The 22,291-nt window shown below is 65.3% G+C and carries 24 protein-coding genes and 1 tRNA gene; 14 read left to right on the top strand and 11 right to left on the bottom strand.

The window, feature by feature from the left end:
• Nucleotides 1-14: 14 nt before the first annotated feature.
• A tRNA-Arg gene (locus LQR33_RS19215) sits at nucleotides 15-89 on the bottom strand.
• Between the two features lie 22 nt (nucleotides 90-111).
• Nucleotides 112-1,092: an octaprenyl diphosphate synthase gene (ispB, locus tag LQR33_RS19210; RefSeq protein WP_166439462.1), complete on the bottom strand. Its 981-nt coding sequence runs from the start codon at nucleotides 1,090-1,092 to the stop codon at nucleotides 112-114.
• Between the two features lie 182 nt (nucleotides 1,093-1,274).
• On the opposite strand from ispB, the gene rplU reads away from it, so the two are divergent.
• From rplU to LQR33_RS19175, 7 genes are all read left to right on the top strand, one after another.
• The gene (rplU, locus tag LQR33_RS19205) at nucleotides 1,275-1,586 is read left to right on the top strand and encodes a 50S ribosomal protein L21 (protein ID WP_021476842.1); all 312 of its coding nucleotides are present in this window, start codon (nucleotides 1,275-1,277) and stop codon (nucleotides 1,584-1,586) included.
• A 12-nt stretch (nucleotides 1,587-1,598) separates the two neighbouring features.
• Nucleotides 1,599-1,874 (top strand): 50S ribosomal protein L27, encoded by a 276-nt coding sequence (gene rpmA / locus LQR33_RS19200; RefSeq protein WP_021476841.1) that lies wholly within the window; start codon nucleotides 1,599-1,601, stop codon nucleotides 1,872-1,874.
• 126 nt (nucleotides 1,875-2,000) lie between these two features.
• Nucleotides 2,001-3,161 (top strand): GTPase ObgE, encoded by a 1,161-nt coding sequence (obgE, locus tag LQR33_RS19195; protein WP_166439350.1) that lies wholly within the window; start codon nucleotides 2,001-2,003, stop codon nucleotides 3,159-3,161.
• A gap of 561 nt (nucleotides 3,162-3,722) precedes the next feature.
• Nucleotides 3,723-4,502 carry an ABC transporter substrate-binding protein gene (locus tag LQR33_RS19190; RefSeq protein WP_021476839.1) on the top strand — a complete coding sequence of 260 codons (780 nt, stop codon included), beginning with the start codon at nucleotides 3,723-3,725 and terminating at the stop codon, nucleotides 4,500-4,502.
• A gap of 136 nt (nucleotides 4,503-4,638) precedes the next feature.
• On the top strand, nucleotides 4,639-5,328 hold the full coding sequence (locus LQR33_RS19185; protein ID WP_021476838.1) for an ABC transporter permease: 690 nt from the start codon (nucleotides 4,639-4,641) through the stop codon (nucleotides 5,326-5,328).
• Entirely contained in the window at nucleotides 5,325-6,038 is a 714-nt protein-coding gene (locus LQR33_RS19180; RefSeq protein WP_021476837.1) for an ABC transporter permease, read from the top strand. The genes LQR33_RS19185 and LQR33_RS19180 overlap by 4 nt, the downstream gene beginning before the upstream one ends.
• 21 nt (nucleotides 6,039-6,059) lie before the next feature.
• Nucleotides 6,060-6,827: an ABC transporter ATP-binding protein gene (locus LQR33_RS19175; RefSeq protein ID WP_021476836.1), complete on the top strand. Its 768-nt coding sequence runs from the start codon at nucleotides 6,060-6,062 to the stop codon at nucleotides 6,825-6,827.
• A gap of 124 nt (nucleotides 6,828-6,951) precedes the next feature.
• Here LQR33_RS19175 and LQR33_RS19170 read toward each other — a convergent pair whose 3' ends face one another.
• From LQR33_RS19170 to LQR33_RS19160, 3 genes are read right to left on the bottom strand one after another with little or no spacing between them, the layout of a single operon-like run.
• The gene (locus tag LQR33_RS19170) at nucleotides 6,952-7,209 is read right to left on the bottom strand and encodes a putative hemolysin (RefSeq protein WP_231470115.1); all 258 of its coding nucleotides are present in this window, start codon (nucleotides 7,207-7,209) and stop codon (nucleotides 6,952-6,954) included.
• Entirely contained in the window at nucleotides 7,206-7,679 is a 474-nt protein-coding gene (locus LQR33_RS19165; RefSeq protein ID WP_231176987.1) for an inhibitor of vertebrate lysozyme family protein, read from the bottom strand. Before LQR33_RS19165 ends, LQR33_RS19170 begins: the two co-directional genes overlap by 4 nt.
• A 59-nt stretch (nucleotides 7,680-7,738) precedes the next feature.
• Nucleotides 7,739-8,866: a succinylglutamate desuccinylase/aspartoacylase family protein gene (locus LQR33_RS19160; RefSeq protein WP_231470114.1), complete on the bottom strand. Its 1,128-nt coding sequence runs from the start codon at nucleotides 8,864-8,866 to the stop codon at nucleotides 7,739-7,741.
• Between the two features lie 121 nt (nucleotides 8,867-8,987).
• On the opposite strand from LQR33_RS19160, the gene LQR33_RS19155 reads away from it, so the two are divergent.
• From LQR33_RS19155 to LQR33_RS19145, 3 genes are read left to right on the top strand one after another with little or no spacing between them, the layout of a single operon-like run.
• Complete coding sequence (locus LQR33_RS19155) at nucleotides 8,988-10,262, top strand: hypothetical protein (RefSeq protein ID WP_166439345.1); 1,275 nt, start codon at nucleotides 8,988-8,990, stop codon at nucleotides 10,260-10,262.
• 49 nt (nucleotides 10,263-10,311) lie between these two features.
• Nucleotides 10,312-11,070, top strand: a complete 759-nt coding sequence (locus tag LQR33_RS19150) for a hypothetical protein (RefSeq protein ID WP_221667577.1) — start codon at nucleotides 10,312-10,314, stop codon at nucleotides 11,068-11,070.
• Entirely contained in the window at nucleotides 11,070-13,880 is a 2,811-nt protein-coding gene (locus tag LQR33_RS19145) for an ATP-binding protein (RefSeq protein ID WP_231470113.1), read from the top strand. The genes LQR33_RS19150 and LQR33_RS19145 overlap by 1 nt, the downstream gene beginning before the upstream one ends.
• A 52-nt stretch (nucleotides 13,881-13,932) precedes the next feature.
• On the opposite strand, the gene LQR33_RS19140 is transcribed toward LQR33_RS19145, so the two are convergent.
• The 4 genes from LQR33_RS19140 to LQR33_RS19125 all read right to left on the bottom strand — a co-directional run bounded on the left by LQR33_RS19140 (nucleotide 13,933) and on the right by LQR33_RS19125 (nucleotide 18,281).
• The gene (locus LQR33_RS19140) at nucleotides 13,933-14,934 is read right to left on the bottom strand and encodes an ankyrin repeat domain-containing protein (RefSeq protein ID WP_231470112.1); all 1,002 of its coding nucleotides are present in this window, start codon (nucleotides 14,932-14,934) and stop codon (nucleotides 13,933-13,935) included.
• A gap of 52 nt (nucleotides 14,935-14,986) precedes the next feature.
• On the bottom strand, nucleotides 14,987-16,021 hold the full coding sequence (locus LQR33_RS19135; RefSeq protein ID WP_231470111.1) for an ankyrin repeat domain-containing protein: 1,035 nt from the start codon (nucleotides 16,019-16,021) through the stop codon (nucleotides 14,987-14,989).
• Between the two features lie 150 nt (nucleotides 16,022-16,171).
• Nucleotides 16,172-16,891 (bottom strand): haloacid dehalogenase type II, encoded by a 720-nt coding sequence (locus LQR33_RS19130; protein WP_221663892.1) that lies wholly within the window; start codon nucleotides 16,889-16,891, stop codon nucleotides 16,172-16,174.
• A 139-nt stretch (nucleotides 16,892-17,030) separates the two neighbouring features.
• Nucleotides 17,031-18,281: an alpha/beta hydrolase gene (locus LQR33_RS19125; RefSeq protein ID WP_231470110.1), complete on the bottom strand. Its 1,251-nt coding sequence runs from the start codon at nucleotides 18,279-18,281 to the stop codon at nucleotides 17,031-17,033.
• Nucleotides 18,282-18,356: 75 nt separating this feature from the next.
• Here LQR33_RS19125 and LQR33_RS19120 point away from each other — a divergent pair, with 75 nt between their 5' ends.
• Complete coding sequence (locus tag LQR33_RS19120) at nucleotides 18,357-18,839, top strand: MarR family winged helix-turn-helix transcriptional regulator (RefSeq protein WP_231177011.1); 483 nt, start codon at nucleotides 18,357-18,359, stop codon at nucleotides 18,837-18,839.
• A 12-nt stretch (nucleotides 18,840-18,851) separates the two neighbouring features.
• Here the strand turns inward: LQR33_RS19120 and LQR33_RS19115 are convergent, their stop codons facing one another.
• Complete coding sequence (locus LQR33_RS19115) at nucleotides 18,852-19,556, bottom strand: superoxide dismutase (protein WP_231470109.1); 705 nt, start codon at nucleotides 19,554-19,556, stop codon at nucleotides 18,852-18,854.
• Nucleotides 19,557-19,720: 164 nt separating this feature from the next.
• Nucleotides 19,721-20,164 (bottom strand): DUF1842 domain-containing protein, encoded by a 444-nt coding sequence (locus LQR33_RS19110; RefSeq protein ID WP_021475143.1) that lies wholly within the window; start codon nucleotides 20,162-20,164, stop codon nucleotides 19,721-19,723.
• 274 nt (nucleotides 20,165-20,438) lie between these two features.
• Here LQR33_RS19110 and tpx point away from each other — a divergent pair, with 274 nt between their 5' ends.
• The 3 genes from tpx to LQR33_RS19095 all read left to right on the top strand — a co-directional run.
• Nucleotides 20,439-20,936 (top strand): thiol peroxidase, encoded by a 498-nt coding sequence (gene tpx / locus LQR33_RS19105; protein ID WP_166439338.1) that lies wholly within the window; start codon nucleotides 20,439-20,441, stop codon nucleotides 20,934-20,936.
• A gap of 151 nt (nucleotides 20,937-21,087) precedes the next feature.
• Nucleotides 21,088-21,930 (top strand): ChaN family lipoprotein, encoded by an 843-nt coding sequence (locus LQR33_RS19100; RefSeq protein WP_231470108.1) that lies wholly within the window; start codon nucleotides 21,088-21,090, stop codon nucleotides 21,928-21,930.
• An 89-nt stretch (nucleotides 21,931-22,019) separates the two neighbouring features.
• Nucleotides 22,020-22,291: hypothetical protein (locus tag LQR33_RS19095; protein ID WP_231470107.1), on the top strand; the 272-nt coding region annotated here is incomplete at its 3' end.

The raw sequence follows: 22,291 nt of genomic DNA, 5'->3' as shown, positions 1-22,291 counted from the left end.
TTTGGAACTGGGTGTGGTGCCCCCGACAGGAATCGAACCTGTAACTGCCCCTTAGGAGGGGGCCGTTATATCCATTTAACTACGGAGACGCTACTGAAAACTGGGGCGCGGTCAGGCGCTGCGGTCCACCGATAGGCGGGCCAGTTCGATCAGGGCCTGGCGGACTTCCGAATCGGGAATGTTCTGCAAGGAGGCAATGGCTTGTTCGGCCATTTTTACGGCTTCATTCTTGGCGTATTCCAGCGCGCCGCAGGATTGTACCGCATTCAATACATCGTGGAAACGGTCGCGGTTGGCGTTTTCCAGCGCGTCGCGCACCAGCGCGGAGGCTTCCGGGCTGCCGTTGCGCATGGCGTAGATCAGCGGCAGGGTCGGTTTGCCTTCGGCCAGGTCGTCGCCCAGGCTCTTGCCGATGGTGTCGGCGTCGCCGCTGTAATCCAGCACGTCGTCGATGATCTGGAAGGCGGTGCCCAGGTACATGCCGTAGTCGGCCATCGCCTGCACCTGTTCGGCGGAAGCGTCGGCGATCAGCGCGCCGACGCGGGCGGCGGCTTCGAACAGCTTGGCGGTCTTGTACTGGATAACCTTCAGGTATTCGTCTTCGCTGACGTCGGTGTTGCCGATGTTCAAGAGTTGCAGCACCTCGCCTTCGGCGATGATGTTGGTCGCCTCGGCCATCACTTCCAGGATGGTCATGTTGCGGGTGGTGACCATCATCTGGAACGCGCGGGTGTAGAGGAAGTCGCCCACCAGCACGCTGGCGGCGTTGCCGAACAGCGCGTTGGCGGTCTTTCGGCCGCGGCGCAGGTCGGACTCGTCCACCACGTCGTCGTGCAGCAGGGTGGCGGTGTGAATGAACTCTATCATCGCGGAGAGTTCAAACAGGTGCTCGCCCCGGTAGCCCAGCGCGCGGCCCGACAACAGGGTCAGGATGGGGCGCAGGCGTTTGCCCCCGGCGGAGATGATGTATTCCGCCACCTGGCGGATCAGGACGACGTCGGAGTGCAGGCGGGCGCGGATCACGCTGTCTACCGTCTGCATGTCGTCGGCTATCAGGGTTCGGAAAAGCGGGGTGGACACGTTTTCAACCAGTTATCGTTGCGAGGGCTACGCCAAAGCTCTGGATGTTACCAGAAAAGCCCATTCCCCCGCCATGCCGCCGTGCTTGCCGCTTAAGTCGATGAAATCATTGACAAGTTGGCGGGCGGCCCGTATAGTCTCGCGTTCCCTGCGCATTAGGCGTGGGGGGATTCATTTATCAGGAGCTCATGCGAATGTATGCGGTCATAAAAACCGGCGGCAAGCAGTACAAAGTTGCCATCGGTGAAAAACTCAAAGTAGAACAGATACCTGCAGACGTCGACAGCCAGATCGTACTTGAAGAAGTGCTGATGATTGCTGACGGTGAACAGGTTGTGGTTGGCGCGCCGATGATTGCTGGCGCCACTGTTAAGGCTACCGTTGTTTCCCACGGTCGTGGCGATAAGATCCGCATCTTCAAGATGCGTCGTCGTAAGCACTACCAGAAACACCAGGGTCATCGTCAGAACTACACCGAAATCCGCATCGACGCGATTTCGAAGTAAGGATAAACAGTCATGGCACACAAAAAAGCAGGCGGTAGCTCCCGCAACGGTCGTGACTCCGAAGCCAAACGCCTGGGCGTTAAGGTTTACGGTAGCGAACTGATTCCGGCTGGTTCCATCATCGTGCGTCAGCGCGGCACCCGCTTCCACGCTGGTGAAAACGTTGGTCAGGGCAAGGATCACACCCTGTTCGCCAAGGTTGATGGCTACGTTGAATTCACCGTTAAGGGCGCGCAACAGCGCAAGACCGTTAACGTGATTCCGTACACCGGTGTAGACGGCGAATAATTCGCTTTCTAGCATCCGAGAAAGCCCTATCCTGCGATAGGGCTTTTTTCATACCGAGGGGCAAGGCGTGAGGGTTGGAGTTGTCCAGTCCTGACCCCTGACTCCTCAAGACAGAGGTTGAGTGCAATGAAGTTCATCGATGAAGCCCGGATTGAAGTGATGGCCGGTCGCGGCGGCAATGGCGTGGCCAGCTTCCGCCGCGAAAAATACATTCCGTTCGGCGGCCCGGACGGCGGCGATGGCGGCAAGGGCGGCAGCGTGTTCGCCGTGGCCGACGAGAACGTCAACACCCTGGTGGAGTTCCGTTTCGTCAAGAAATACCTGGCTGAACACGGCGAACGCGGCCGCGGCGCCGATTGCTACGGCAAGGGCGGCGACGACATCGAACTGAAAATGCCGGTGGGCACGGTGATTACCGACCACGACACCGGCGAACTGGTGGCCGACCTGACCCACCACGGCCAGCGCATCATGATCGCCAAGGGCGGCAAGGGCGGCCTGGGCAACATCCATTTCAAGTCGTCCACCAACCGTTCGCCGCGCCAATGCACGCCGGGCGAGCAGGGCGAGCAGCGCACGCTGCGGCTGGAGTTGAAAGTATTGGCTGACGTCGGCCTGTTAGGCATGCCCAACGCCGGCAAGTCCACCTTCATCCGCTCGGTGTCCGCCGCGCGCCCCAAGGTGGCCGATTATCCGTTCACCACGCTGCACCCGAACCTGGGCGTGGTGCGCATGGACGATACCCGCAGCTTCGTGATCGCCGACATTCCGGGCCTGATCGAAGGCGCGGCGGAAGGCGCGGGCCTGGGCCATCGCTTCCTGAAGCACCTGCAGCGCACCGGCCTGCTGCTGCATGTGGTGGACATCGCCCCGTTCGATCCGGACGTCGATCCGGTGCGCGAGGCGCGCGCCATCGTGGAAGAACTGAAGAAGTACGATGAAGAACTGCACGGCAAGCCGCGCTGGCTGGTGTTGAACAAGGTGGACATGCTGCCGCCGGACGAGCGCGAGCTGACGGTATCGGCCTTCCTCAACGCCTATGGCTGGCCGGCGGAGAAGCCGGACGACAGCCTGGGCTTCGACATCAAGGCGCCGCGCGTGTTCTCCATCTCCGCGCTGAACCACGAAGGCACTCGCGAGCTGACTTTCGCCATCATGGCCTACCTGGACGTGGTGCGCGCCGCCGCCCGCAAGGAAGCCGAGGAGAAGCAGCAGCAGGCCGCCGCGGCCAAGCAGAAGGTGATCGCGCCGGAAGCGCCGGCTGTAAGCGAAGGTGACGACGCGTAACGAAATCGCAGTATTTAACTGCTATGAGAAGCGGGCTGGATGCATATCCAGCCCGCTTTTTTATTCCACTTGGGCAAAGTGCGGGGTTTCGGCCGATTTTCGGCAATTAATGTCGCTTTGCTGTACACCGATCTTTTCACGCGCCGTTACTTCCCAAGTCGATTGGATGTTGTATTTTGTCATCAGGAGATTGCGCGGAAGACCAGGGCTTCTGGATGGCCGTGGCATGAATTCTGCTTGTCGAAGCCGAAGCCGGGAAGAGCCGCCGACAAAGCCGCCGGCGCCGTGCCGCGCCTTCCTGTCCAGCCGCTTCGACGGCGTAGGCGGGAGGAGCCGGTCCGGGACCAGGCGCCAGGTTTTGTCATCCGCCAGCCGGGGGCCCGGCCGGCGGAGCGGCGAAATCCGGCTTGCTAGACGAAATACTCTAACTATATAACTGGTGCAGCCGCCGCTTGGGCCGGGGCCGCACCGGGCGGCGCGGGCCAAGCGGGATCGGTCCGGAGAGAAAGTCCGGCATCGTCCGGATACCAACAAGGCAGTACGATTGATGAGGAGAAGGAAATGAAGAAAGCACTTGCTGCGCTGGCCGTGGGTCTGATGGCCGCATCCCTGGGGGCTTACGCCAAAGACTGGAAGGAAATCCGCTTCGGCGTCGACGCCAGCTACGCGCCGTTCGAGTACAAGGCGCCGAACGGCCAGGTGGTGGGTTTCGACGTCGATCTGGGCAACGAAATCTGCAAACGCATGAAAGCCAAGTGCGTGTGGGTGGAAAACGATTTCGACGGCATGATCCCGGCGCTGAAGGCCAAGAAGTTCGACGGCGTGCTGTCGTCGATGTCGATGACCGAAGCCCGGATGAAGGAAATCGCCTTCTCCGCCAAGCTGTTCAACACCCCGACCCGCATGGTCGCCAAGTCCGGCTCCGGCCTGATGCCGACCCCGGCCTCGCTGAAGGGCAAGCGCGTGGGCGTGGAGCAGGGCACCATCCAGGAAGCCTACGCCAAGAAGCACTGGGCGCCGGCCGGCGTGGAAGTGGTTCCCTACCAGAACCAGACCCTGGTGCTGGCCGACCTGGCCGCGGGCCGCCTGGACGCCTCGCTGCAGGACGCGGTGCAGGCCGACATCGGCTTCCTGAAGAAGCCTGAGGGCAAGGGCTTCGCCTTCGCCGGCAAGGACCTGGTCGATCCGCAGACCCTGGGAGAAGGCGCCGGCATCGGCCTGCGCAAGGAAGACAAGGATCTGAAGGCCGGCATCGACAAGGCGATCGCCGACATGCTGAAGGATGGCACCTACAAGAAGATCGAGAAGAAGTACTTCTCCTTCGACGTGTACGGCGGCTGATGCCGTTCCGGGCGCGCGGCCCGTCCGCCCGCCCGCGCTGTGATGCGCCCCGCCTTGCGGGGCGTATTGATCTGGAGCGTCCGTCGCCATTCAGCGCCATAAGCTGAAAGCGGCGGCCACTCGACAAGGGGAACATATGTTTCTGGATGGATTCGGTCCCATTATCTGGCAGGGGACCCTGGTGACGCTGGAGCTGTCGGTGCTGTCGCTGCTTCTGGCTTTCGTCATCGGTCTCGTCGGCGCCGGCGCCAAGCTGTCGCACAATCCGCTGCTGGGCGGCGTGTCCACGCTGTACACCACCCTGGTGCGCGGCGTGCCCGACCTGGTGTTGATGCTGCTGATCTTCTACAGCCTGCAGATCGGCATGAACAAGATCACCGAGGCGATGCACATCGACCAGATCGACCTCGATCCCTTCGTGTCCGGCATCGTCACGCTGGGCTTCATTTACGGCGCCTATTTCACCGAGACGCTGCGCGGCGCCTTCCTGTCGGTGCCCAAGGGGCAGATCGAGGCCGGCATCGCCTACGGCATGAGCGGCTGGCAGGTGTTCCACCGCGTGCAGTTCCCGCAGATGATGCGCTTCGCGCTGCCCGGCATCTCCAACAATTGGCAGGTGATGCTGAAGGCCACCGCGCTGGTGTCCATCATCGGCCTGGCTGATGTGGTCAAGGCGTCCATCGACGCCGGCAAGAGCACTTACCGCGTGTTCTTCTTCACGCTGGTGGCGGGGGCCATCTACCTAGCGCTGACCGCGCTGTCCAATTTCGTGCTGGCGAAGCTGGAGCGCCGCTATTCCACCGGCGTGCGGGAGGCCGACCTATGATAGACATCATCCAGCAATACTGGCGGGCCTTCCTGTGGAGCGACGGCTACCACCTGTCCGGCCTGGCCGTCACCATGTGGCTGTTGGTGCTGTCCATCGCCTTCGGCTTCGTCGTCTCCATTCCGCTGGCGGTGGCGCGCGTGTCCAAGATCAAATGGCTGGCGCGCTTGGTGGGCTTGTACACCTACGTGTTCCGCGGCACGCCGCTCTACGTGCAGCTGATCTTCTTCTACAGCGGCATGTACAGCCTGGACGTGGTGCGCGAGGTGGGCTTCCTCAACCACTTTTTCCGCGAAGGCTACAACTGCACCATCCTGGCGTTCGCGCTCAACACCTGCGCCTACACCACCGAAATCTTCGCCGGCGCGATCAAGGCCACTTCCTATGGCGAGATCGAGGCCGGGCGCGCTTACGGCATGAGCCCGTTCACGCTGTACCGCCGGGTGATCATCCCGTCGGCGCTGCGCCGCGCGCTGCCGGCGTACAGCAACGAAGTGATCCTGATGCTGCACGCCACCACCGTGGCCTTCACCGCCACCGTGCCGGACATCCTGAAGGTCGCGCGCGACGCCAACGCCGCAACGTACGATTCCTTCAACGCCTTCGGTCTGGCGGCCTTGCTGTATCTGAGCATCACCTTTATTCTGGTCGGCCTGTTCCGCAAGGCTGAAGCCCGCTGGCTCGCTTACCTGCATCCGACCAAGAGCTGAGAAATACTGGGGATTTATTAGATGGACAAGCTGAACATCAGCAACATTCACAAGAGCTACGGCGACCACGAAGTTCTGAAAGGCATCTCGCTGAAGGCCAAGGCCGGCGACGTGATCAGCATCATCGGCTCGTCGGGCTCGGGCAAGAGCACCTTCCTGCGCTGCATCAACTTTCTGGAAAAGCCGAATGACGGCTCCATCGCGCTGAACGGCGAGGAAATCCGCCTGTCCCGCAACAAGCAGGGCGAGCTGGTGCCGGCCGACCAGAAACAGCTGCAGACCATGCGCACCAAGCTGGCCATGGTGTTCCAGCACTTCAATCTGTGGGGCCACATGACGGTGCTGGAAAACGTGATCGAGGCGCCGGTGCATGTGCTGGGCTTGCCGCGCGAGGAAGCGGTCGCCCGCGCCAAGAAATACCTGGCCAAGGTGGGGCTGGACGAGCGCGCCCAGGCCAAGTACCCGGCCCATCTGTCCGGCGGCCAGCAGCAGCGCGTGGCCATCGCCCGCGCGCTGACGATGGAGCCGGAAGTGATGCTGTTCGACGAGCCGACTTCGGCGCTGGATCCGGAGCTGGTGGGCGAGGTGCTGAAGGTGATGCAGGCGCTGGCCGAAGAGGGCCGCACCATGATCGTGGTCACCCACGAGATGGGCTTCGCCCGCAACGTGTCCAACCATGTGATGTTCCTGCACCAGGGCCGCGTGGAGGAAGAAGGCCATCCGGACGAAGTCTTCGGCAACACCAAGAGCGAAAGGCTGAAGGCTTTCCTGTCCGGTAGTCTAAAGTAAGACTATCCCTGCCAAAGGGGGTAGGAAGCCCGCCGGAGCTGTCAGCCGGCGGGTTTGTTTTTTGGCGCGCCATCCTGCTCTGTGGATAAATCCGGATTCGAGTGATGGCTGTGGGTAAGTCGGTTTACGGCGCCGGCGCGGCTGGCTGCTGCGATCGGAACAGCGTCCATTCCTCCACCGTCCGGCCGTCGGGCAGCTGGCACAGCGCGTACTCGCCGCCGGCGGCGTCCTTTTGCGGCAGCAGCTTGCCGCCTTGTTTCACGCAATGGACCGAGGCCGGATTGGCCATGCCGACAGCTTGCGGCTGCGGCGGCGGGTTTTGCGCGCAGGCGGCCAGGAGCAGCGCCGGCAGCGCGGCGAGAGCGAGTTTCAGCGTTTTCATTTCCAGTTCGGGTCCTGTTTCAGTTGTTGCATCAGATAGGCGCGTTGCTCCTTGTCCGGCTTGCCCAGCCAGCGGTAGCTGGCGTGCTTGGCCGGATGGTCCACCGCCTCGGGCACGTCGGCCACCGTCACCAAGAGGCCCATCGCGCGGCGTTTGTCGGCGCTGAAGAGGCCGAAGAAGCGGTTGCCGGCGCAATCGTGCGGCTTGCACATCTCGCCGGCCAGGTAGCGTTTGCCGGCAATGGTGGCCGGATGGTAGGGCGCGCTGGTGGCGCGGGCTTCGCGCAGCCATTCCGGCGCGTCTTTCGCGGCGGCCGTCATGCTCATCCAGGCCGCCTGGTAGGCGGGCTGGCGCGCCAGTTCGGCGAACACCGCTTCCGCCGCGGGGGCCGAGGACAGGGACGCGGCGGCGGCCGGCGCGGCCGGCAGCAGGATGGACAGGGATAAGAGCAGGGGAGCGAGCGTTTTCATGAGCGGAATCCGGCGGCGAAACAAAAGAGTTTGGATCGTCGCCGGCGGCGAAAATTCCGTCAGGCGGTCAACAGCTTGCCGCTCTTGAACGCGGTGTCGCCGGCCACGCGGGCCAGGCCGAGGCCCGCGGTGGCGTAGGGCCGGTCGCTGGTGGCGTACAGCACGCCGCCGTGCTGGGTGCACACCTGGGTGACGGTGTCGGTCAGCGGATCGATGACGTCGGCCACCAGGTCGCCGGGGCTGAGCAGGCTGCCGGCCGCCGCGCGGTACACCACCACGCCGGCGTGGGGCGCCAGCAGGTCCTCAGACGCGGCCAGCGGAGTCGCCGGATGGCGCAGCGGCGGCAGCGGCGGCGGGTCGCCGGCGATCACGCCGCGGCGCTGCAGGAAATCGATGATGGCCTCGGCGTCCTTGGCTGCGTATTCAAGGTTGACGTCGCACTCGCCGCGCAGTTCTATCGTCACCGCCAGACAGGCCATCTCGATCGGCGCGGATAGCCCGGCCCGGGCGGCCAAGTCGCGCAGCTGCCACCACGGCTGGCTGCAGGACTCGTCGAAGGGATAATCGCCGGAGTCCTCGGCCAGCAGGCTGGCGCAGACGCCCAGGTAACGCGCCAGCGGCTCGCACTGGTCCCACAGCGGCGTGCCGGTGTACAGATGGATGTCGGCGCGGCTGTCGCAGTGCAGGTCCAGCATGATGTCGGCGTCGAAGGCCATCGATTGCAGCGTGTGGCGCAGCGATTGCAGCTCGGTCTGCGGCTGCTGTCTGGCCAGTTCGGCCCGCATCGCGGCGCGGATCAGCCGGGTGTTGGCCTTGGCGTCCGCCCCCAGCTGCTGGCGCACGGCGGCGAACACCGGCTCGGCCAGCGGCAGGTAGTGGCGGTTGAAGTTCTGCCCGCTCATCAGCTCGAAGCGGCCCATCAGGCGGCTGCTCTGGTTCTGGTTCAGGCCGATGGGGTTGGCCACCGGCAGCACGGTGATCTCGCCCAGGATGGCGCCTTCGTCTTCCAGTTGGCGCAGCCGCTGCTTCAGGTGCCAGGCCACCAGCATGCCGGGCAGTTCGTCGGCGTGCAGGCTGGCCTGGATGTGGACCTTCTCGCCGCGGCCTTCCTGGCCGAAGTGGAAGCTGGTCAGCGCGCGCTGGCTGCCCAGGCTGGGCGACAGCAGCGGATGGTGGCGGGTGAGCATGATATCTCCTCTGATGATTTGTTATGGCTCGCGGCCAGGATAAAACGCATCGCCGCGTTGACGAAGCGGCGGGCCGCCGGGACAATCTCCGCTTTGATTCACCCCAGCTTGTGGAGCGCGCTTGGATTCATTGTCCGATTTCTTCCAGCCCGGCATCGAGCCCGGCTCGCTGCAGGCCGTGTCGCGGCTGCAGGGCGCATGGGGCTATCTGTCCGTTTTCGTCACGCTGTTCCGCGGCGGCGACGAGGAAGTGCTGATGCGCCTCCTGGTGCTGCGAGAGCTGGGCGGCCGCGCCGAGGCGCCGCTGTGGACGCCGCAGGAAATCGCCCAACGCTTCTCCTACCTTAACGATACCAAACTGGCCACCATTCTGGGGCGTCTGCGCGAAGGCGATCTGCTGGTCTACGACAGCGACGGCGGCGTCTACCAGCTGTCCGAGGGCGCGCGCGTCGCGTTGGCGGCCCTGGCGACGCTGGTCGATTTCTCCGGCGACGACGTCGAGCTGGGCTATCTCGCCAGCCAGGTGGCGGCCGGACAAGCCGTCGGCCAGGTGTCGGACGAGGCGCTGAAGCATTTGCTGGCGCGGCTGAACGAGCTGTACGCCGAATTCGAAGAAGCGCTGGAGTCGCAGTCCGAATTCCGCATCCGCGCCGCGCAGCACAGGCTGGAGGCTGTGTGGCGCTGGGTGGCCAAGTCCACCGAGGTGGTGAGAAGCCTGACCCAGGACGACACGCTGAGCCTGACCGTGCTGAACCAGGCGCAGGCCATCGCGCTGGCGCAAAGCCGGATGCTGGCGCTGGCCGGCACCTTCGAGCGCCGGCTGGCCCAACTGGCCGCGCAACGCGTGCACCTGGGCAATTCCGGCCTCACCTCCACCGACATCGCCGACTGGCTGCGCCGCCAGGGCGCGGCCATGCTGGCCGGCAAGCTGGCGGGCGGCTGGTCCATCTGCCCGGAGCCGGCCTTCCTGTCGACGCCCGAGCTGGCCGACGTGGCCGAGTTCGAGTTGCTGGCGCGCGAGCGCGCCAAGGCAGGCGAGCACGTGCTGCCGGGCGGCGAGGCCGCGCCGCTGGCCGACGCGCCGGAAATGGAACGGCTGCTGGAGGCCGAGGAAATGTACGACCTGCTGCTGGAGCTGGGCATGAGCGGCAAGGCCGACGCCCACATCAGCCAGGCGGTGCTGGCCGGCAGCTACAACGAAACCGCCTACCGGCTGTCCTTGCTGTCCCTGATCGGCGACCCGGAAACCAGCAACGACCAAAGCATCGTCGCCGCGCTGGCCAAGCTGCCGTTCAGCCTGCAGGGCGGCGACGGCGTGATCGCGCCGGATCACCCGGAGGTGGCGACGCTGTCCGACGCCAGGCTGGTGGCTAACAGCGGCCGCGCTGGCCAATGATGGAGACGCCGCGCGCGGGCCATACCGGGCGGGCAAGCAAAGAATAGACATGGAACACGAAATCAAAACCCTCACCGCCCGCCTGCTGGCGCACCGTGTGGTGCCGCGCGCCGACGCGCTGGCGCGCAAGGCGCTGCTGGACGATATCTTCCGCGCCGAGCTGGACAAGAGCCTGGCCGCCGTCGGCCTGCGTCTGGTGGAGAACCCGTACGCCGAGCACATCGCCGTCGCGCTGCTGCCGGAAATGACCGAGCCGGTGTTCGGCTCGGGCGATGCCTGGCTCAACAACAATCTGGGCCTGCCGCGCGACGGCGTGGCGCTGCTGGTCATCCTGTGGGCGCTGATCATCCTGCCCAAGCGCGAGCGGCAAATCGCCCGCGTCGAGGCCGGCAAGGAGAGCCAGAGCGATATGTTCGGCGCGCAGAAGCCATTGGAAACCGGCGAGACGGTGTCCACCGGCATTTCCGAGGACGCGCTGTACGCCGACTTCGGCAAGGCCTTGGGCGGCCGCACCCGCTTCGCCGCCAATCTGGGCCGGCTGGTCAACCTGGGCTTCATTGTCCGCCGCAGCCGCTGGCTGGACGAGGGGCCGATGCTGGACCTGATGATCGATTACGCCCAGCTGGCGCCGCGCATCATCGAGGGCGCGCTGGCCGACGTGCTGCTGCGGCGCGAGGGCCGCGACGCGTTGGTGGACAAGCGCGCCGACGACGAGATTGAAGACGAAATCGCGGACGACGGCATCGCGTCGGCCGGCCCGCTGTTTGACCTGCCGCCTGACGACGCGGCCGACGGGGAGGCTCGCTGATGTTCCAGATGAAATCGGTGGAAATGGTGCACTGGGACTTCTGGCAGCGGCTGAGCGTGCCGCTGGACGCGCAGATCGTCACCATCATCGGGCCCAACGGCTCCGGCAAGACCACCTTGCTGGACGCGATGCGCACGCTGCTGGCGATCAAATGCTCCGGCAAGCGCGACTACAAGCGCTATGTGCGCAACAACAAGGAAGCCTTCGCCTATCTGCGCGGCGTGGTCGACAATCCGCGCCGCCCGTCCGGCGGCCTGTACCCGACGCCGTTCTTCCCCATCGTGTCGGAGTCGGTGACGCTGCTGTGCCGGATCAAGAAGCAGGGCGGCGACTGGGTGCGCCATTACGCGATCCTCGATGGCGATATCGCGCTGGAGCACGCCGAGGGCCAGGCGCAATGGCTGGGCGTGCAGGAATACCGCCGCCGGCTGGAGGCCGCCGGCCTGACTCCGGCGGTGGCCGAGGTGCTGGCGCTGGAGCAGGGCGACACCGACAAACTGACCGAATACAGCCCGCGCCAGCTGCTGGACCTGGTGTTCCAGGTGTTCGGCGACAAGGACGTGCTGGACAACTACCAGCGCGCCCGCGACGAGCAGCGCGCCACCGAGTTGGAGCTGGAGGCCCTGGGCCGCCAGGAAGAGGCGCTGCAGGTGCGGGTGGAGGCGATGAAGGGCCGCGCCAACCGCTACCTGGAGTGGAAGCAGCTGCAGACTGGCATCGCCCGCCTGCGCGACGAGGCGCTGCCGGTGCTGGCCTATTTGGACGCCAAAACCGCCTTCGGCAAGCAATGGGGCGATTACCGCGCCGGCTACCATGTGCTGAACCAGGCGCGCGCCGAGCATGCCGACACGCTGGACCTGGTGGCCAAGCTGAAGGCGGCCGAAGTGAGCGCCGCCGACGCGAGGGGTGCGGCGGAAACGGTGCGCCAGGCCGCGCAGGACGCCTTCATGAAGGCCAAGGGCGAACACGCCGGCGTGGCCGGCCAACTGAAGGAGCGCGACCGGCTGCAGGCGCTGGCCGGCAAGGAGTACGGCGCCGACGCCGCGCAGTTGGCCGACAAGCTGTCCGCCTTGCGCGCCGAGGCGGATCAATTGAAGGACGGCCTGCGCGATCTGAAAAAACAGCGCCAGGACAGCTCGGAGCATCTGCAAGCGCTGGAGATCGGCCGCGGCCGCTCGCCGGAGGACGTGCGACAGTTCAAGGCGGCGCTGGATGAGGCAGGCATCCCGCACGCGATGCTGTCCGACATCGTCGAGGTGATGGACTCTAACTGGCAGGGCGCGGTGGAGGCGCTGCTGCGCGGCTACCGCCACGTGGTGCTGCTGGATAGGGAGTCCGATCGCCGCGAGGCCTGGAAGATAGGCGAAAAGCTGCGCTACCGCCATTTCGTGGTGCCGGAGCGCGCCGCGCCGCCGCGCGCCAACAATGGCAGCCTGCTGGAAGTGGTGCGCTTCTCCGCCGACGCGCCGGAATGGCTGTACCGGCAGATGAACAGCGTGACGCGGGTGGAGAACGCGGAGGCGGGCGCCAACGCCGACGGCGATTGGATCACCCGCGACGGTTATTTCCGCGAGCGCCGCGGCGCGCGCCACATCGGCGTGCCCATGCATGAGTACGCCTTCGGCGAGGCGGCGCGGCAGTCGCGGCTGCTGGCGGTGCGCGACGAATTGAAGGCGTTGAACGTGCGCATCCTGGCCGGCGAGGAGCGGCTGGTGGCCGCCACCCGCGAGGCGGCGGGCTTGGCCGAGTACCTGGGCGGCATGGACGCCATCCGCCAACTGGACAGCCGCGCCGACGAGTTTTCAGCGCTGGAGTCGCGCAAGGCCGAGCTGGAGGCCGAGATCGCCCGCCAGGGGGCGGCGCTGGCCGACGCCGGCGCGGAGAAGGACGCGGCCGACCAGCGCCACGGCGATGCGCGGCTGGCGCACGACCGCGTTTGCCAGCGCGAGATGGAGAGCCTGTCCAAATACAATCAGAAGCTGCAGGAAGTGGAGCTGGCGCGCCGCCAGCTGCGCCGGCTCAGCGGAGAGCTGCGCGAATGGGCGGAGAGATTGTCGGCCGACGCGCTGGCGCCGGAACATGTGGCGTCGCTGGAGGACGAATTCGACACCGCCGCCGACGCCAAGCACCAGCTGAACTACCTGGAAGAGAAGCTGCAAAGCGGCGACTGGGAGCAGGACGACTCGGTGCTGGCGCTGAAGGACAAGCTGGTGGAGGATTTGACCCAGCTCGACCGCGAGCGCCAGCGCCGCCAGGGCGAGGTGGACCGCTCGCGCGAGCTGACCGATGAGGCGCGCGCCGCCTATATCGGCAAGTTGCGCGCCACGGTGCGCGCCTACGGCCAGAATGTGAAGCGCCTGGGCGAACTGGCCGGCATCCAGGTGGAAGTAGAGCTGCCGCAGCTGTCCAACGACGATGTGGTGCTGGCCCAGGCCGGCCTGGTGCTGAAGTTCAACTTCGACCAGAAGGGCATGATGGGCATGAACGACGGCGAGGCCTCCGGCGGCCAGCAGGTGATGAAGTCGCTGATCCTGCTGATCGGCCTGATGATGGACGAGTCCAATCCGTCCGGCTTCGTCTTCATCGATGAGCCGTTCGCCCACCTCGACATCTTCAACATCGACCGGGTCGCCGGCTTCCTGAAAGCCACCGAGGCGCAGTACCTGATCACCACGCCCAACACCCACAACATCAATATCTTCGCCCCGTCCGAGCTGACGCTGGCCACCCGCAAGAAGCGGCCGGGCGAAACCTGGGCGCCGCCGATTCTGCAGACGCGGCGCCGAGTGGATGGCGGCGAGCAGGCGTAAATAAAAAACGGGACGGCCAGGCCGTCCCGTTTTGATTGCGCGGATGCCGGACTCAGCGGCGGAACAGCGCCATCATCTCGCCATCCAGCTCTTCTGCGCGGTTCTGCACGTATTGGCGGATGCTGGGGTTGTCCAGGCCTTCCGCCTCGGCTTTCTCCGCCGTCAGATGGGCGAATACCGGCAACTCGGCATCGGCGCCTTCGGCCAGCATCGCCTTGACGCAGTCGCGGTTGCCGCTTTCCACCGCGGCGGCCAGCGGCATCACGATGTAGTCGCCGTTGGCTGCGGGCGGCTGCTGGTTCAGGCTCAGGCCGGCGGTCTTGAACAGGCGGATGCGTTCCCCGGCTTGCGGATCGGCTTGCTCCTGCTCGGCCTCGGGCCGCGAGCAGACCTGGTGCAGCGCGGTTTCGCCGCTGTCGCTGCGGTTGTCCAGCCGGGCGCCTGCGGCCCGCAACTGCTGGATGGCGTCCATATTGCCGGCGGCCATGGAGTTGATCGCGCTGGCGTTGTCCATATTGGGGCGATTGGCGTCGGCGCCGGCTTGCAGCAAGCGTCGCAGCGATTGCGGCTTCAGATCGGCGCCGTAGCCTGCCGCCAGCATCACCGGCGTGACCAGCCGGTTGGGGCCGGCGTTGTTGATGTCGGCGCCGGCCGCCAGCAGCAGGGAGACCACTTGCAGCATGTCTTCCGACTCGGCCTCGTCGTCGACCAGCGCCAGTTGCAGCGGCGTCAGCGGATTCTCGCGGGTGACCGGGATTTCCAGATCCGGTTTTCGGGCGAGGAACAGCCGGACCAGTTCCGGGCTGGGCGCGGCGATCGCGAAAGGCAGGGCGGAGAGGCCGGCGTCCCCCTCGCCGGTCTGGGCGTGGTGCGGGCGCGCGCCCTTGGCCAGCAGCGTCTGGATGCGCTGCATTTTCTTGGCGGAAGGTTTGTCCAGATAAGCAGAGGTGGCCTGGGTCAGCTGGTCATCCAGCGAGGCGGGCTTGGCGGCGGCGGTTTGGCCGGTCAGCGCCAGCGCGCAAGCCAGGGCGGCGGTTTTGACTATGCGATGCATGTGATTTTCCTGAGCGGGGGGACGCGGCCCCGAAAGGCCGCGAAAGGCGGGATCAGCGGCGTAACAGTTTGACGAGTTCGGCCGGGTACATGCCTATGGTATCGGACAGGACTTCCTCACGTACGGTCAGCGGCGCTTTATCGTGCTTCCATTCCACGGAGTGGGCCGGGTTGGCGTAGGCTTGGCCATCCGGATCGGCACCCAATTTCAGCAGCGCTTTCACGCAGTCGGGATTTTTGTTGATCATCGCGGCCATCAGCGGCGGGCCGAGGGGGATGTCGGCATCCGGGCTGGCCATGCCGTTGATGTCGGCGCCTGCCTTTTGCAGCAGGCGGATGCGGGCTTCCGCGTCTGGATCGGGTTTGCCCGTCAGCGCGAAGTCGCGCTCGCACACATAATGCATCGCGGTGGCGCCGTTGCGGTTTTTCAGCTTGGCGTCGACGCCAGCGTTCAGCAGCAGTTGCAGCGCCTGCAGGTTGCCGGCAGAGGTCGACATCAGAGCGGTGTTGCCTTCGTTGTTTTGCTGGTTGGGCAGGGCACCCGCTTTCAGCAGCGCCTCTTGCCAATCGACGCGAACCGGAAAGGGCTGCATATTGCCGGAGGCGAACAGAAGCGGGCTGAGTGCGCCGTCATGGTCGAAGGCGTTGACATTGGGGCCGGCGGCCAGCAGTGCGGCGACGATCTTGTTGTCATCGGCGCTGGGCTTGTCCGCGTCGGAATGCTTCATCGCATACAGCAGCGGCTGTTCCAGCACTTCGTCGTAGACCGGGATATTCAGGTCGGGCTTTTGTTCCAGGAAGATCTGTACCAATGTGTAGTTGCGGGCAAACAACGCGAGATTCAGTGGGGAGATGTTTTGCGTTTTTTGGGTGGGCGACAGCGCGAAATGGACTTTGGCGCCTTTGGCGATCAGCGCCTTCACCTTGTCGAGTTTCTGGGCGCTAGGCTTGGTGTCGTAGGCGATCGAGGCGGCAAGCAGTTGGTCTTCCAGCGTCTTGGCTTTTGCGGCGGCGGGGTAAGGCAACAGCAGAGCGCCGCAAGCGATGACGGCGGCGGCGAGCGTTTTAAGGCGGAGTTGTGATTTCAAGAACGGATCCAGTTTTAATTGTTTGAGCGAAGTTGCGGGCCGATGGCGAAAGCCATGGTTAGCAAGGTGGGGAATTCTAGACGCTCAAGGTCAGGTGGAGCAGATATGAGTAACTGTCAGAAAGGACAGTTACTGCCGTCATCGATGCGTTCATGCCTGGAATTGCGCCGCCAGCTGGATCAAGTCATTGGCGACCCAATCCCAATCCTGCTCCGCGGCCAGATCCGTCTGCTGTTCCGGGCCGAATTCGCGCGGCCGCGGCACGAAGGCGGTTTTCAGCCCGCATTGGCGGGCCGCGGCGAGGTCGCCGTTGTGCGCCGCCACCAAGCAGATCCGTTCTGGCGGCAGGTCCAGCAGCTCCGCCGTTCGCAGATAGGCCTGTGGCATCGGCTTGTAGGCCTGGGCCGCTTCGGCGCCGAGTATCGCGTCCCAGGGCAGACCGGCGTATTTGGCCATATTGAGCAGCAGGCTGGTGTTGCCGTTGCTGAGGGTGGCGACGATGCAGCGCGCTTTCAGCCGAGTCAGGCCGGCCACGCTGTCCGGCCACGGGTCCAGCCGGTGCCAGGCGCGGTTCAGCCATTGCAGCTGATCCTCAGGCACTAAAGCCGGATCGATGCCGAAGGCCGGCAGCGTGGCCGCCAGGTTTTCGCGGTGCAGCTGGTCCAGCCGGGTGAACGGGCGGCGGCCGGCGCGCACCACTTCCATTGATGGAGAATAGCGGCCGCGCCAGGCGTCGGCGAAGGCGTAAGCGTCCTGCCTGGCGCCGGGATGGCGCTGCAGGAAGGCGGCGGCGTCGCGGGCCACGCCCTCGCGCCAGTCCACCACGGTGCCGAACACGTCGAACAGCAGGGCCTGAACAGACTGGCTCATGACATGCCTCCATGTCTTTGGCATGAAGGCAGTCTGGCGATGGGGCCGGACGGCGTCAATCGTTCAAATGCTTATAGCCGCCGGCTCGCCGCTTGGCATCGCCGACAAAACTTCGCCGAGCGCCGCGAGCGTCGCCGGATCAGGCGCGCTGTCCGCCCACCGGGTCTGCGCCCTGCCACCAGTCCGGCGCGGCGCTGCCATCGCCGATATGGCCGTCGCGGCGCAGATAGTGGCGCACATCCCGGCCCGGCTCGCGCAGCGCGGGATCGCTGGACAGCGCGCGCTCCAGCCATTCCGCGCCGTAGCGGAAGACTTCCGCCGCCACGCCGCCCAGCGGGTGGAATTCGTTTTCGTAGACGCGCATCTCCTTGGGCGCGCGGATGCGCTGGTAACACGCCAGCGCCTGTTCCAGCGGCGTCAGCTCATCGAACTCGCCGATACCCAGCAGCACCGGGATGCGGATGTCGGCGGCCATCGCGTCCAGCGGCATGCGGTCGCGCATTTCGCGATCGAAAATGGCCTCGTCGCGGTAGCCGCTCATATACATGTAGTTTTTCTTGAAGCTGGGCTGAGCGCGCTCGAAGATGGTGAGGAAGTCGCCGCACACCGCTTCGTAGGCGGCCAGGGCGGCCAGCCGGGTGGCGCCGGCGGCGGCGCGCAGTCCCCAGTAGCCGCTCATGCTGATGCCGAACATGCCGATGCGGCCTGCGTCCACTTCGGGCAGGCCGGCGAGGTAGCCGGCATAGGCTTCCAGGGCTCGCTCATAGTTGTCCAGGGTGACGGTCAGGCCGCCGGCGCGGCTTTCGCCCTGGCCGGGGCCCTCTATCGACAGCGCCACCATGCCGCGCGAGGTGTAGTAGCGCTCGGCGGCGTACAGGTAGTCTTCCTTGATCATGTCCATGCCGGGGCCGAGGATCACGGCCGGCGCCTGGCGGACTTCGCCGTCCGGCAGGTGCAGCAGCGCGTGGATGGCGCCGCCCTCGAACGGAATCTCCACTCGCCGCACCTGGCCGCCGCGCAGTTCGCCGATGCGTTCGACACAGTGGTTGCAGCGCGCGCGCAAGGAGGCCTTGCGCGGATCGGCGGTGTCGAAGATCGAATACTGCGCGCGGCCCCACATCACCGCGGCGCGCAGATAGAGGTCGGCGGCGGTGCGGCGGTAGCCGTCGCGCTCGTAGTGGGCGGCGCGCCGTTCGGCGCGGGCGGCCACTTCCGCCCAGGCTTTGGGCAGCATCGCGCCGCTTTTCACTTGTTCGAACACGGCGTCGAAATCGGCCGGATCGTGCCCCAGCTGCAGCAGGGTGTTTTTGCCCTCCGGATGCAGGGCGTCGAAACCGCCCTGGGCCAGCGCGATGTCCAGCGACCAGCTTTGCGCTTCTGAACGTGACATAATTTTCACCTCGTTAGATTGATCGTACCTGAAATTAACTAAGTACTTAGTTATATTATTGTGGAGTCGGAACGCATGTCAACCAAGCCCCAGGGGGATGCCTTGTCCAGCGAGGCGGGAGAAGCGCGCCAGCAGGCGCTGGCGAGGCTGAGCCGCGCCGCCTACAGCCTGAGCGCCGCCGACGCGCGGCTGCGCGGCCGCGCCACGCGCCAGGCTGGCGCGTTGTCGCTGTCGCACGCGAGAGTGCTGCGGATATTGGCGGAGGAGGGTGCCTTGCCGGTGGCGCGGCTGGCGGAATTGACCGAGACCACCGGCGCCGGCGCCACCCAATTGGTGAATGGCCTCAGCGAGCAGGGCTATGTGGAGAAAGCGAAGTCGCTGGCGGATAAGCGCTCGGTGCTGGTGGGGCTGACCGAATTGGGCCTTGCGCGCCACCGAGAGCGCGAACGCCTGCTGGCCGAGGTGCTGGAGCGCGAGCTGCGGAGCATGGACGACCAAGCGCTCGACGCCGCCTCCGAGGTGCTGCGGGCCTTGGGCGGCGTCTACAATCAGCTTTGAGCCGGACGGATCTCAGGCTTTTAGGTTCCGTTGCGCGAATTCCCAGTCGATCAGCTTGTCCAGCACTGCGTTGACGTAATCGGCGCGGCGGTTCTGGTAATCCAGATAGTAGGCGTGTTCCCAGACGTCGACATTCAGCAGCGGGGTCAGGCCGGAGGTGATCGGATTGTCGGCGTTGCCGGTCTTCACCACCCTCAGCTTGTTGCTGTCCTGAACCAGCCAGGCCCAGCCGCTGCCGAATTGGGAAATGGCGGCGCCGGCCAGCTGCTGCTTACAAGCTTCCACGCTGCCGAACGAAGCCTCTATCCTTTCCCGCAATCCTTGCGGCGGCACGCCGCCGCCCTTGGCTCGCATGCTGCGCCAATAGAAGGTGTGGTTCCACAGCTGGGCGGCGTTGTTGAACACGGCGGTGTCGCCGGCGGGGCCGAAGGAACGGGTGATGATGTCTTCCAGCGGCAGGTCGGCGTAGTCGCGGCCGGCGATCAGCTTGTTCAGATTGTCGAGATAGGCCTTGTGGTGCTTGCCGTAATGGAAGCCGATGGTGCGAGCCGAGATCACCGGCTCCAGCGCGTTGTCGGCGTAGGGCAGCGGCGGCAGCGTGTGCGCTGACGAGGCGTGGGCAAGGCCGGGCAGCGCGGGCAGAGCGAGCGCGGCGGCGCCGGCGGCTGCGGCGAGCAGGAAGCCGCGGCGGTTCAGTTCGGCGGGCAAGTCGGTCATGGCGGATCTCCTGAAGAGAGGACGCAAGCGGGGCGCATGCGCTGTCGATCCCGCATCCAAGCACGGCAGGCGCCGTTTGCGTGATCGCCATGGCCGTATGGACAGGCGGAAGACGAACAAACCGCCGGGCCTGGGGCGCCGGCGGTTTGCGCGGACGTGGGTGCTTAGCGCAGGTTCAGCGCTTTGACGGTCTGCCGCACTTCATCGGACAGCTGGATCTCTTGGCCGTATTCCTCGATCCAGTGGCCGGCCTGCAGGAAGGCGTAGCGGGCGCGGGAGCCGTTTTCAGCCTGCCAGCCGCCCTTCAGGTGGCCGTCGAAGTGGAAGTCGCCGACGCGCGGAGAACCCGGGTCGATAGGCAGGCGGAAGCCGTTCAGGAACAGTTCGATGTCGCCGCTCTTTTCCTCGTAGTGGCCTTGCACCGGGTTTTCGAAAACCAATGGGTGCTGCAGCGCCTGGGTGATGATGGCGCGGCCGCTGACCTGGCGGGCCGGCGGATAGACCGACAGCTGCAGGTGCAGGTTGTAGCCGCCGGCTATGCCGGGCTTGAAGACGTTGTAGCTGACGATGAACAGTCCGGACTTCTGATCGCGATCTTGGCTAGCCATGAGAGACTCCTTTAAATCCGATGACAGTTGACGACGCCGGTAAGCGCGCGTCCCGAATTGCTTATTCGCGGCGCCACGGTAGCGGCGCCACCTGCACTTTATATAACGGATAAAAATAAAAATCTCCGTCATTTAGAACAGTTTGGAATTTGGTGCGCATCGGGAAGGTAGGCTGGCGGCCGGTAGCGATGACAACCATGCGCCGCGCGGGGTTGCATTCCACCCGCTTTGCTCCACACTATCGCCATCTCCAACCCTGATGAGGATTCAAGACATGGCAACCGTAACCCTGCGCGGCAATCCGGTGGAAGTGGCGGGCAAGCTGCCGTCCAAAGGCGAGCAAGCTCCGGCGCTGCAACTGACCGGCGGCGATCTGGCCGAGGTGTCGCTGGCCAGCTACGCCGGCAAGCGCAAGATCCTCAACATCTTCCCCAGCGTGGATACCCCGACCTGCGCGATGTCGGTGCGCAAGTTCAACGAGAAGGCCGCCGCGCTGAGCGACACCGTGGTGCTGTGCGTGTCCGCCGACCTGCCGTTCGCGCAGAAGCGCTTCTGCGGCGCCGAAGGCATCGAAAACGTGGCCACGCTGTCCACCTTCCGCAATCCGGCTTTCGCCGAAGCCTACGGCGTCAAGCTGGCCTCCGGCCCGCTGGCCGGCCTGACCGCGCGCGCCGTGGTGGTGCTGGACGCCGGCGACAAGGTGCTGCATAGCCAGCTGGTGGGCGAGATCGCCGACGAGCCGGATTACGACGCCGCCCTGGCCGCGCTGTAAGCCCGTTCCTTTTGTTTCGATACAGGCCGGCTGCGATTGATCGCAGCCGGCTTTGTTTTTGGCCGCGCGTAAAGTTCAGCTATCTTGTTGTTATTGATAATCGTTATCAATTAATATGCCGGCTTGGCAAAGAAAGCAAGGCGGGAAAGACATGAAGCGATGGATGGCGGCGGTTTTATTGCTGGCGAGCCTGGCTGGCTGCGCGGCGCAGCCAGCGGCGGAACCGGAAGGGCCACCGGCGGGCCGGATCGTGGAGACGGCCAGCGGCAAGGCGCTGAGCCCTGACGAGTTGCTGGCCAGGCTGGCGCCGGCGGAGATGCTGCTGGTGGGGGAGAAGCACGATAACCGCCACCACCACCGGATAGAAACCTGGCTGGCGCAGCGCCTGGCCGCAAGCCGGCCGCAGGGCAGCGCGCTGCTTGAAATGCTGACGCCAGGCCAGCAGCCCAAAGTGGACGAAGTGAAAGCCTGGCTGCAAGGCAATCCCAGCGTGCGCCCGTCGCGGGTGAGGGAACTGGTTGCCTGGCAGAGCGGCTGGCCGTGGGAGCTATATGGCCAGCTGGTGATGACCTTGTTGCGCGCGCCGTATCCGTTGCTGGCGGCCAATCTGGACCGGGAGCAGATGCGCGCCTACTACGCCAGCAAGGAGAGGCCGCAGGGGCGGGCCTCGCGCGATCCGCGGGCGGCGAGCCGGCTGGAGGAGGTGATCCGCGGCGAGCACGGCGGCAAGATGGATGAGGGCATGATGGCCTCCATGCTGGCGGTGCAGCAGCAGCGCGACCGCCGCATGGCCGAGCGGCTGCTGGCCGCGCCCAAGCCGGCGATGCTGATCGCCGGCGCCTATCACGCGCTGCGCGACATCGGCGCGCCGCTGCATCTGGCCGATCTGGCGCCGGAGCGGCCGGCGACGGTGCTGGTGCTGGCCGAAGAGGGCGTGGAGCTGGGCCGCGAGCAGGCGGACTACGTCTGGCACACCGCAAAAGCTGGTGAATGAAGGAAGTGGAATTGTTTCTGTTCCGTTAATTGATAATGATAATCATTAATGATAGAGTGGCGCATCTCCACCCAAACTCTTAGCCACTGATGAAGACCAGCATTCCTTTCAGGCCGTTGCCCGGCATCGCAGGCAGCGGCCTTTCGCTTTATTCCGTCCAGGCGTTGGCGGCCCAGCCGGCTGCCGACGCCGGTTTGTCGCCGCTGGCGATGTTCGTCGCCGCCGATCCGGTGGTGAAGGGCGTGATGTTTGCTTTGCTGGCCGCCGCCTTCGCCTGCTGGCTGGTGTTGCTGGTCAAAGGCGCGGCGCTGTGGCTGGCCGCCGGCGAAGGACGCCGCGGCCAGGCGGCGCTGGCCGAAGC

Source organism: Chromobacterium piscinae (assembly GCF_021129175.1).
GTDB classification, from domain to species: Bacteria; Pseudomonadota; Gammaproteobacteria; order Burkholderiales; family Chromobacteriaceae; genus Chromobacterium; species Chromobacterium piscinae.
Note: the sequence above shows the minus strand (reverse complement) of the source record. Positions and strands in the feature narration are given on the sequence as shown.

Excerpts from the sequence above, each read along its gene's own strand:
- LQR33_RS19125 (WP_231470110.1), bottom strand. The coding sequence starts at position 18,281 with ATGTCACGTTCAGAAGCGCAAAGCTGGTCGCTGGACATCGCGCTGGCC.
- rplU (WP_021476842.1), top strand. The coding sequence starts at position 1,275 with ATGTATGCGGTCATAAAAACCGGCGGCAAGCAGTACAAAGTTGCCATC.
- LQR33_RS19180 (WP_021476837.1), top strand. The coding sequence starts at position 5,325 with ATGATAGACATCATCCAGCAATACTGGCGGGCCTTCCTGTGGAGCGAC.
- LQR33_RS19160 (WP_231470114.1), bottom strand. The coding sequence starts at position 8,866 with ATGCTCACCCGCCACCATCCGCTGCTGTCGCCCAGCCTGGGCAGCCAG.
- rpmA (WP_021476841.1), top strand. The coding sequence starts at position 1,599 with ATGGCACACAAAAAAGCAGGCGGTAGCTCCCGCAACGGTCGTGACTCC.
- LQR33_RS19145 (WP_231470113.1), top strand. The coding sequence starts at position 11,070 with ATGTTCCAGATGAAATCGGTGGAAATGGTGCACTGGGACTTCTGGCAG.
- obgE (WP_166439350.1), top strand. The coding sequence starts at position 2,001 with ATGAAGTTCATCGATGAAGCCCGGATTGAAGTGATGGCCGGTCGCGGC.
- LQR33_RS19110 (WP_021475143.1), bottom strand. The coding sequence starts at position 20,164 with ATGGCTAGCCAAGATCGCGATCAGAAGTCCGGACTGTTCATCGTCAGC.
- LQR33_RS19100 (WP_231470108.1), top strand. The coding sequence starts at position 21,088 with ATGAAGCGATGGATGGCGGCGGTTTTATTGCTGGCGAGCCTGGCTGGC.
- LQR33_RS19165 (WP_231176987.1), bottom strand. The coding sequence starts at position 7,679 with ATGAAAACGCTCGCTCCCCTGCTCTTATCCCTGTCCATCCTGCTGCCG.
- LQR33_RS19115 (WP_231470109.1), bottom strand. The coding sequence starts at position 19,556 with ATGACCGACTTGCCCGCCGAACTGAACCGCCGCGGCTTCCTGCTCGCC.
- LQR33_RS19170 (WP_231470115.1), bottom strand. The coding sequence starts at position 7,209 with ATGAAAACGCTGAAACTCGCTCTCGCCGCGCTGCCGGCGCTGCTCCTG.
- tpx (WP_166439338.1), top strand. The coding sequence starts at position 20,439 with ATGGCAACCGTAACCCTGCGCGGCAATCCGGTGGAAGTGGCGGGCAAG.
- LQR33_RS19140 (WP_231470112.1), bottom strand. The coding sequence starts at position 14,934 with ATGCATCGCATAGTCAAAACCGCCGCCCTGGCTTGCGCGCTGGCGCTG.
- LQR33_RS19185 (WP_021476838.1), top strand. The coding sequence starts at position 4,639 with ATGTTTCTGGATGGATTCGGTCCCATTATCTGGCAGGGGACCCTGGTG.
- LQR33_RS19120 (WP_231177011.1), top strand. The coding sequence starts at position 18,357 with ATGTCAACCAAGCCCCAGGGGGATGCCTTGTCCAGCGAGGCGGGAGAA.
- LQR33_RS19175 (WP_021476836.1), top strand. The coding sequence starts at position 6,060 with ATGGACAAGCTGAACATCAGCAACATTCACAAGAGCTACGGCGACCAC.
- LQR33_RS19190 (WP_021476839.1), top strand. The coding sequence starts at position 3,723 with ATGAAGAAAGCACTTGCTGCGCTGGCCGTGGGTCTGATGGCCGCATCC.
- LQR33_RS19130 (WP_221663892.1), bottom strand. The coding sequence starts at position 16,891 with ATGAGCCAGTCTGTTCAGGCCCTGCTGTTCGACGTGTTCGGCACCGTG.
- LQR33_RS19150 (WP_221667577.1), top strand. The coding sequence starts at position 10,312 with ATGGAACACGAAATCAAAACCCTCACCGCCCGCCTGCTGGCGCACCGT.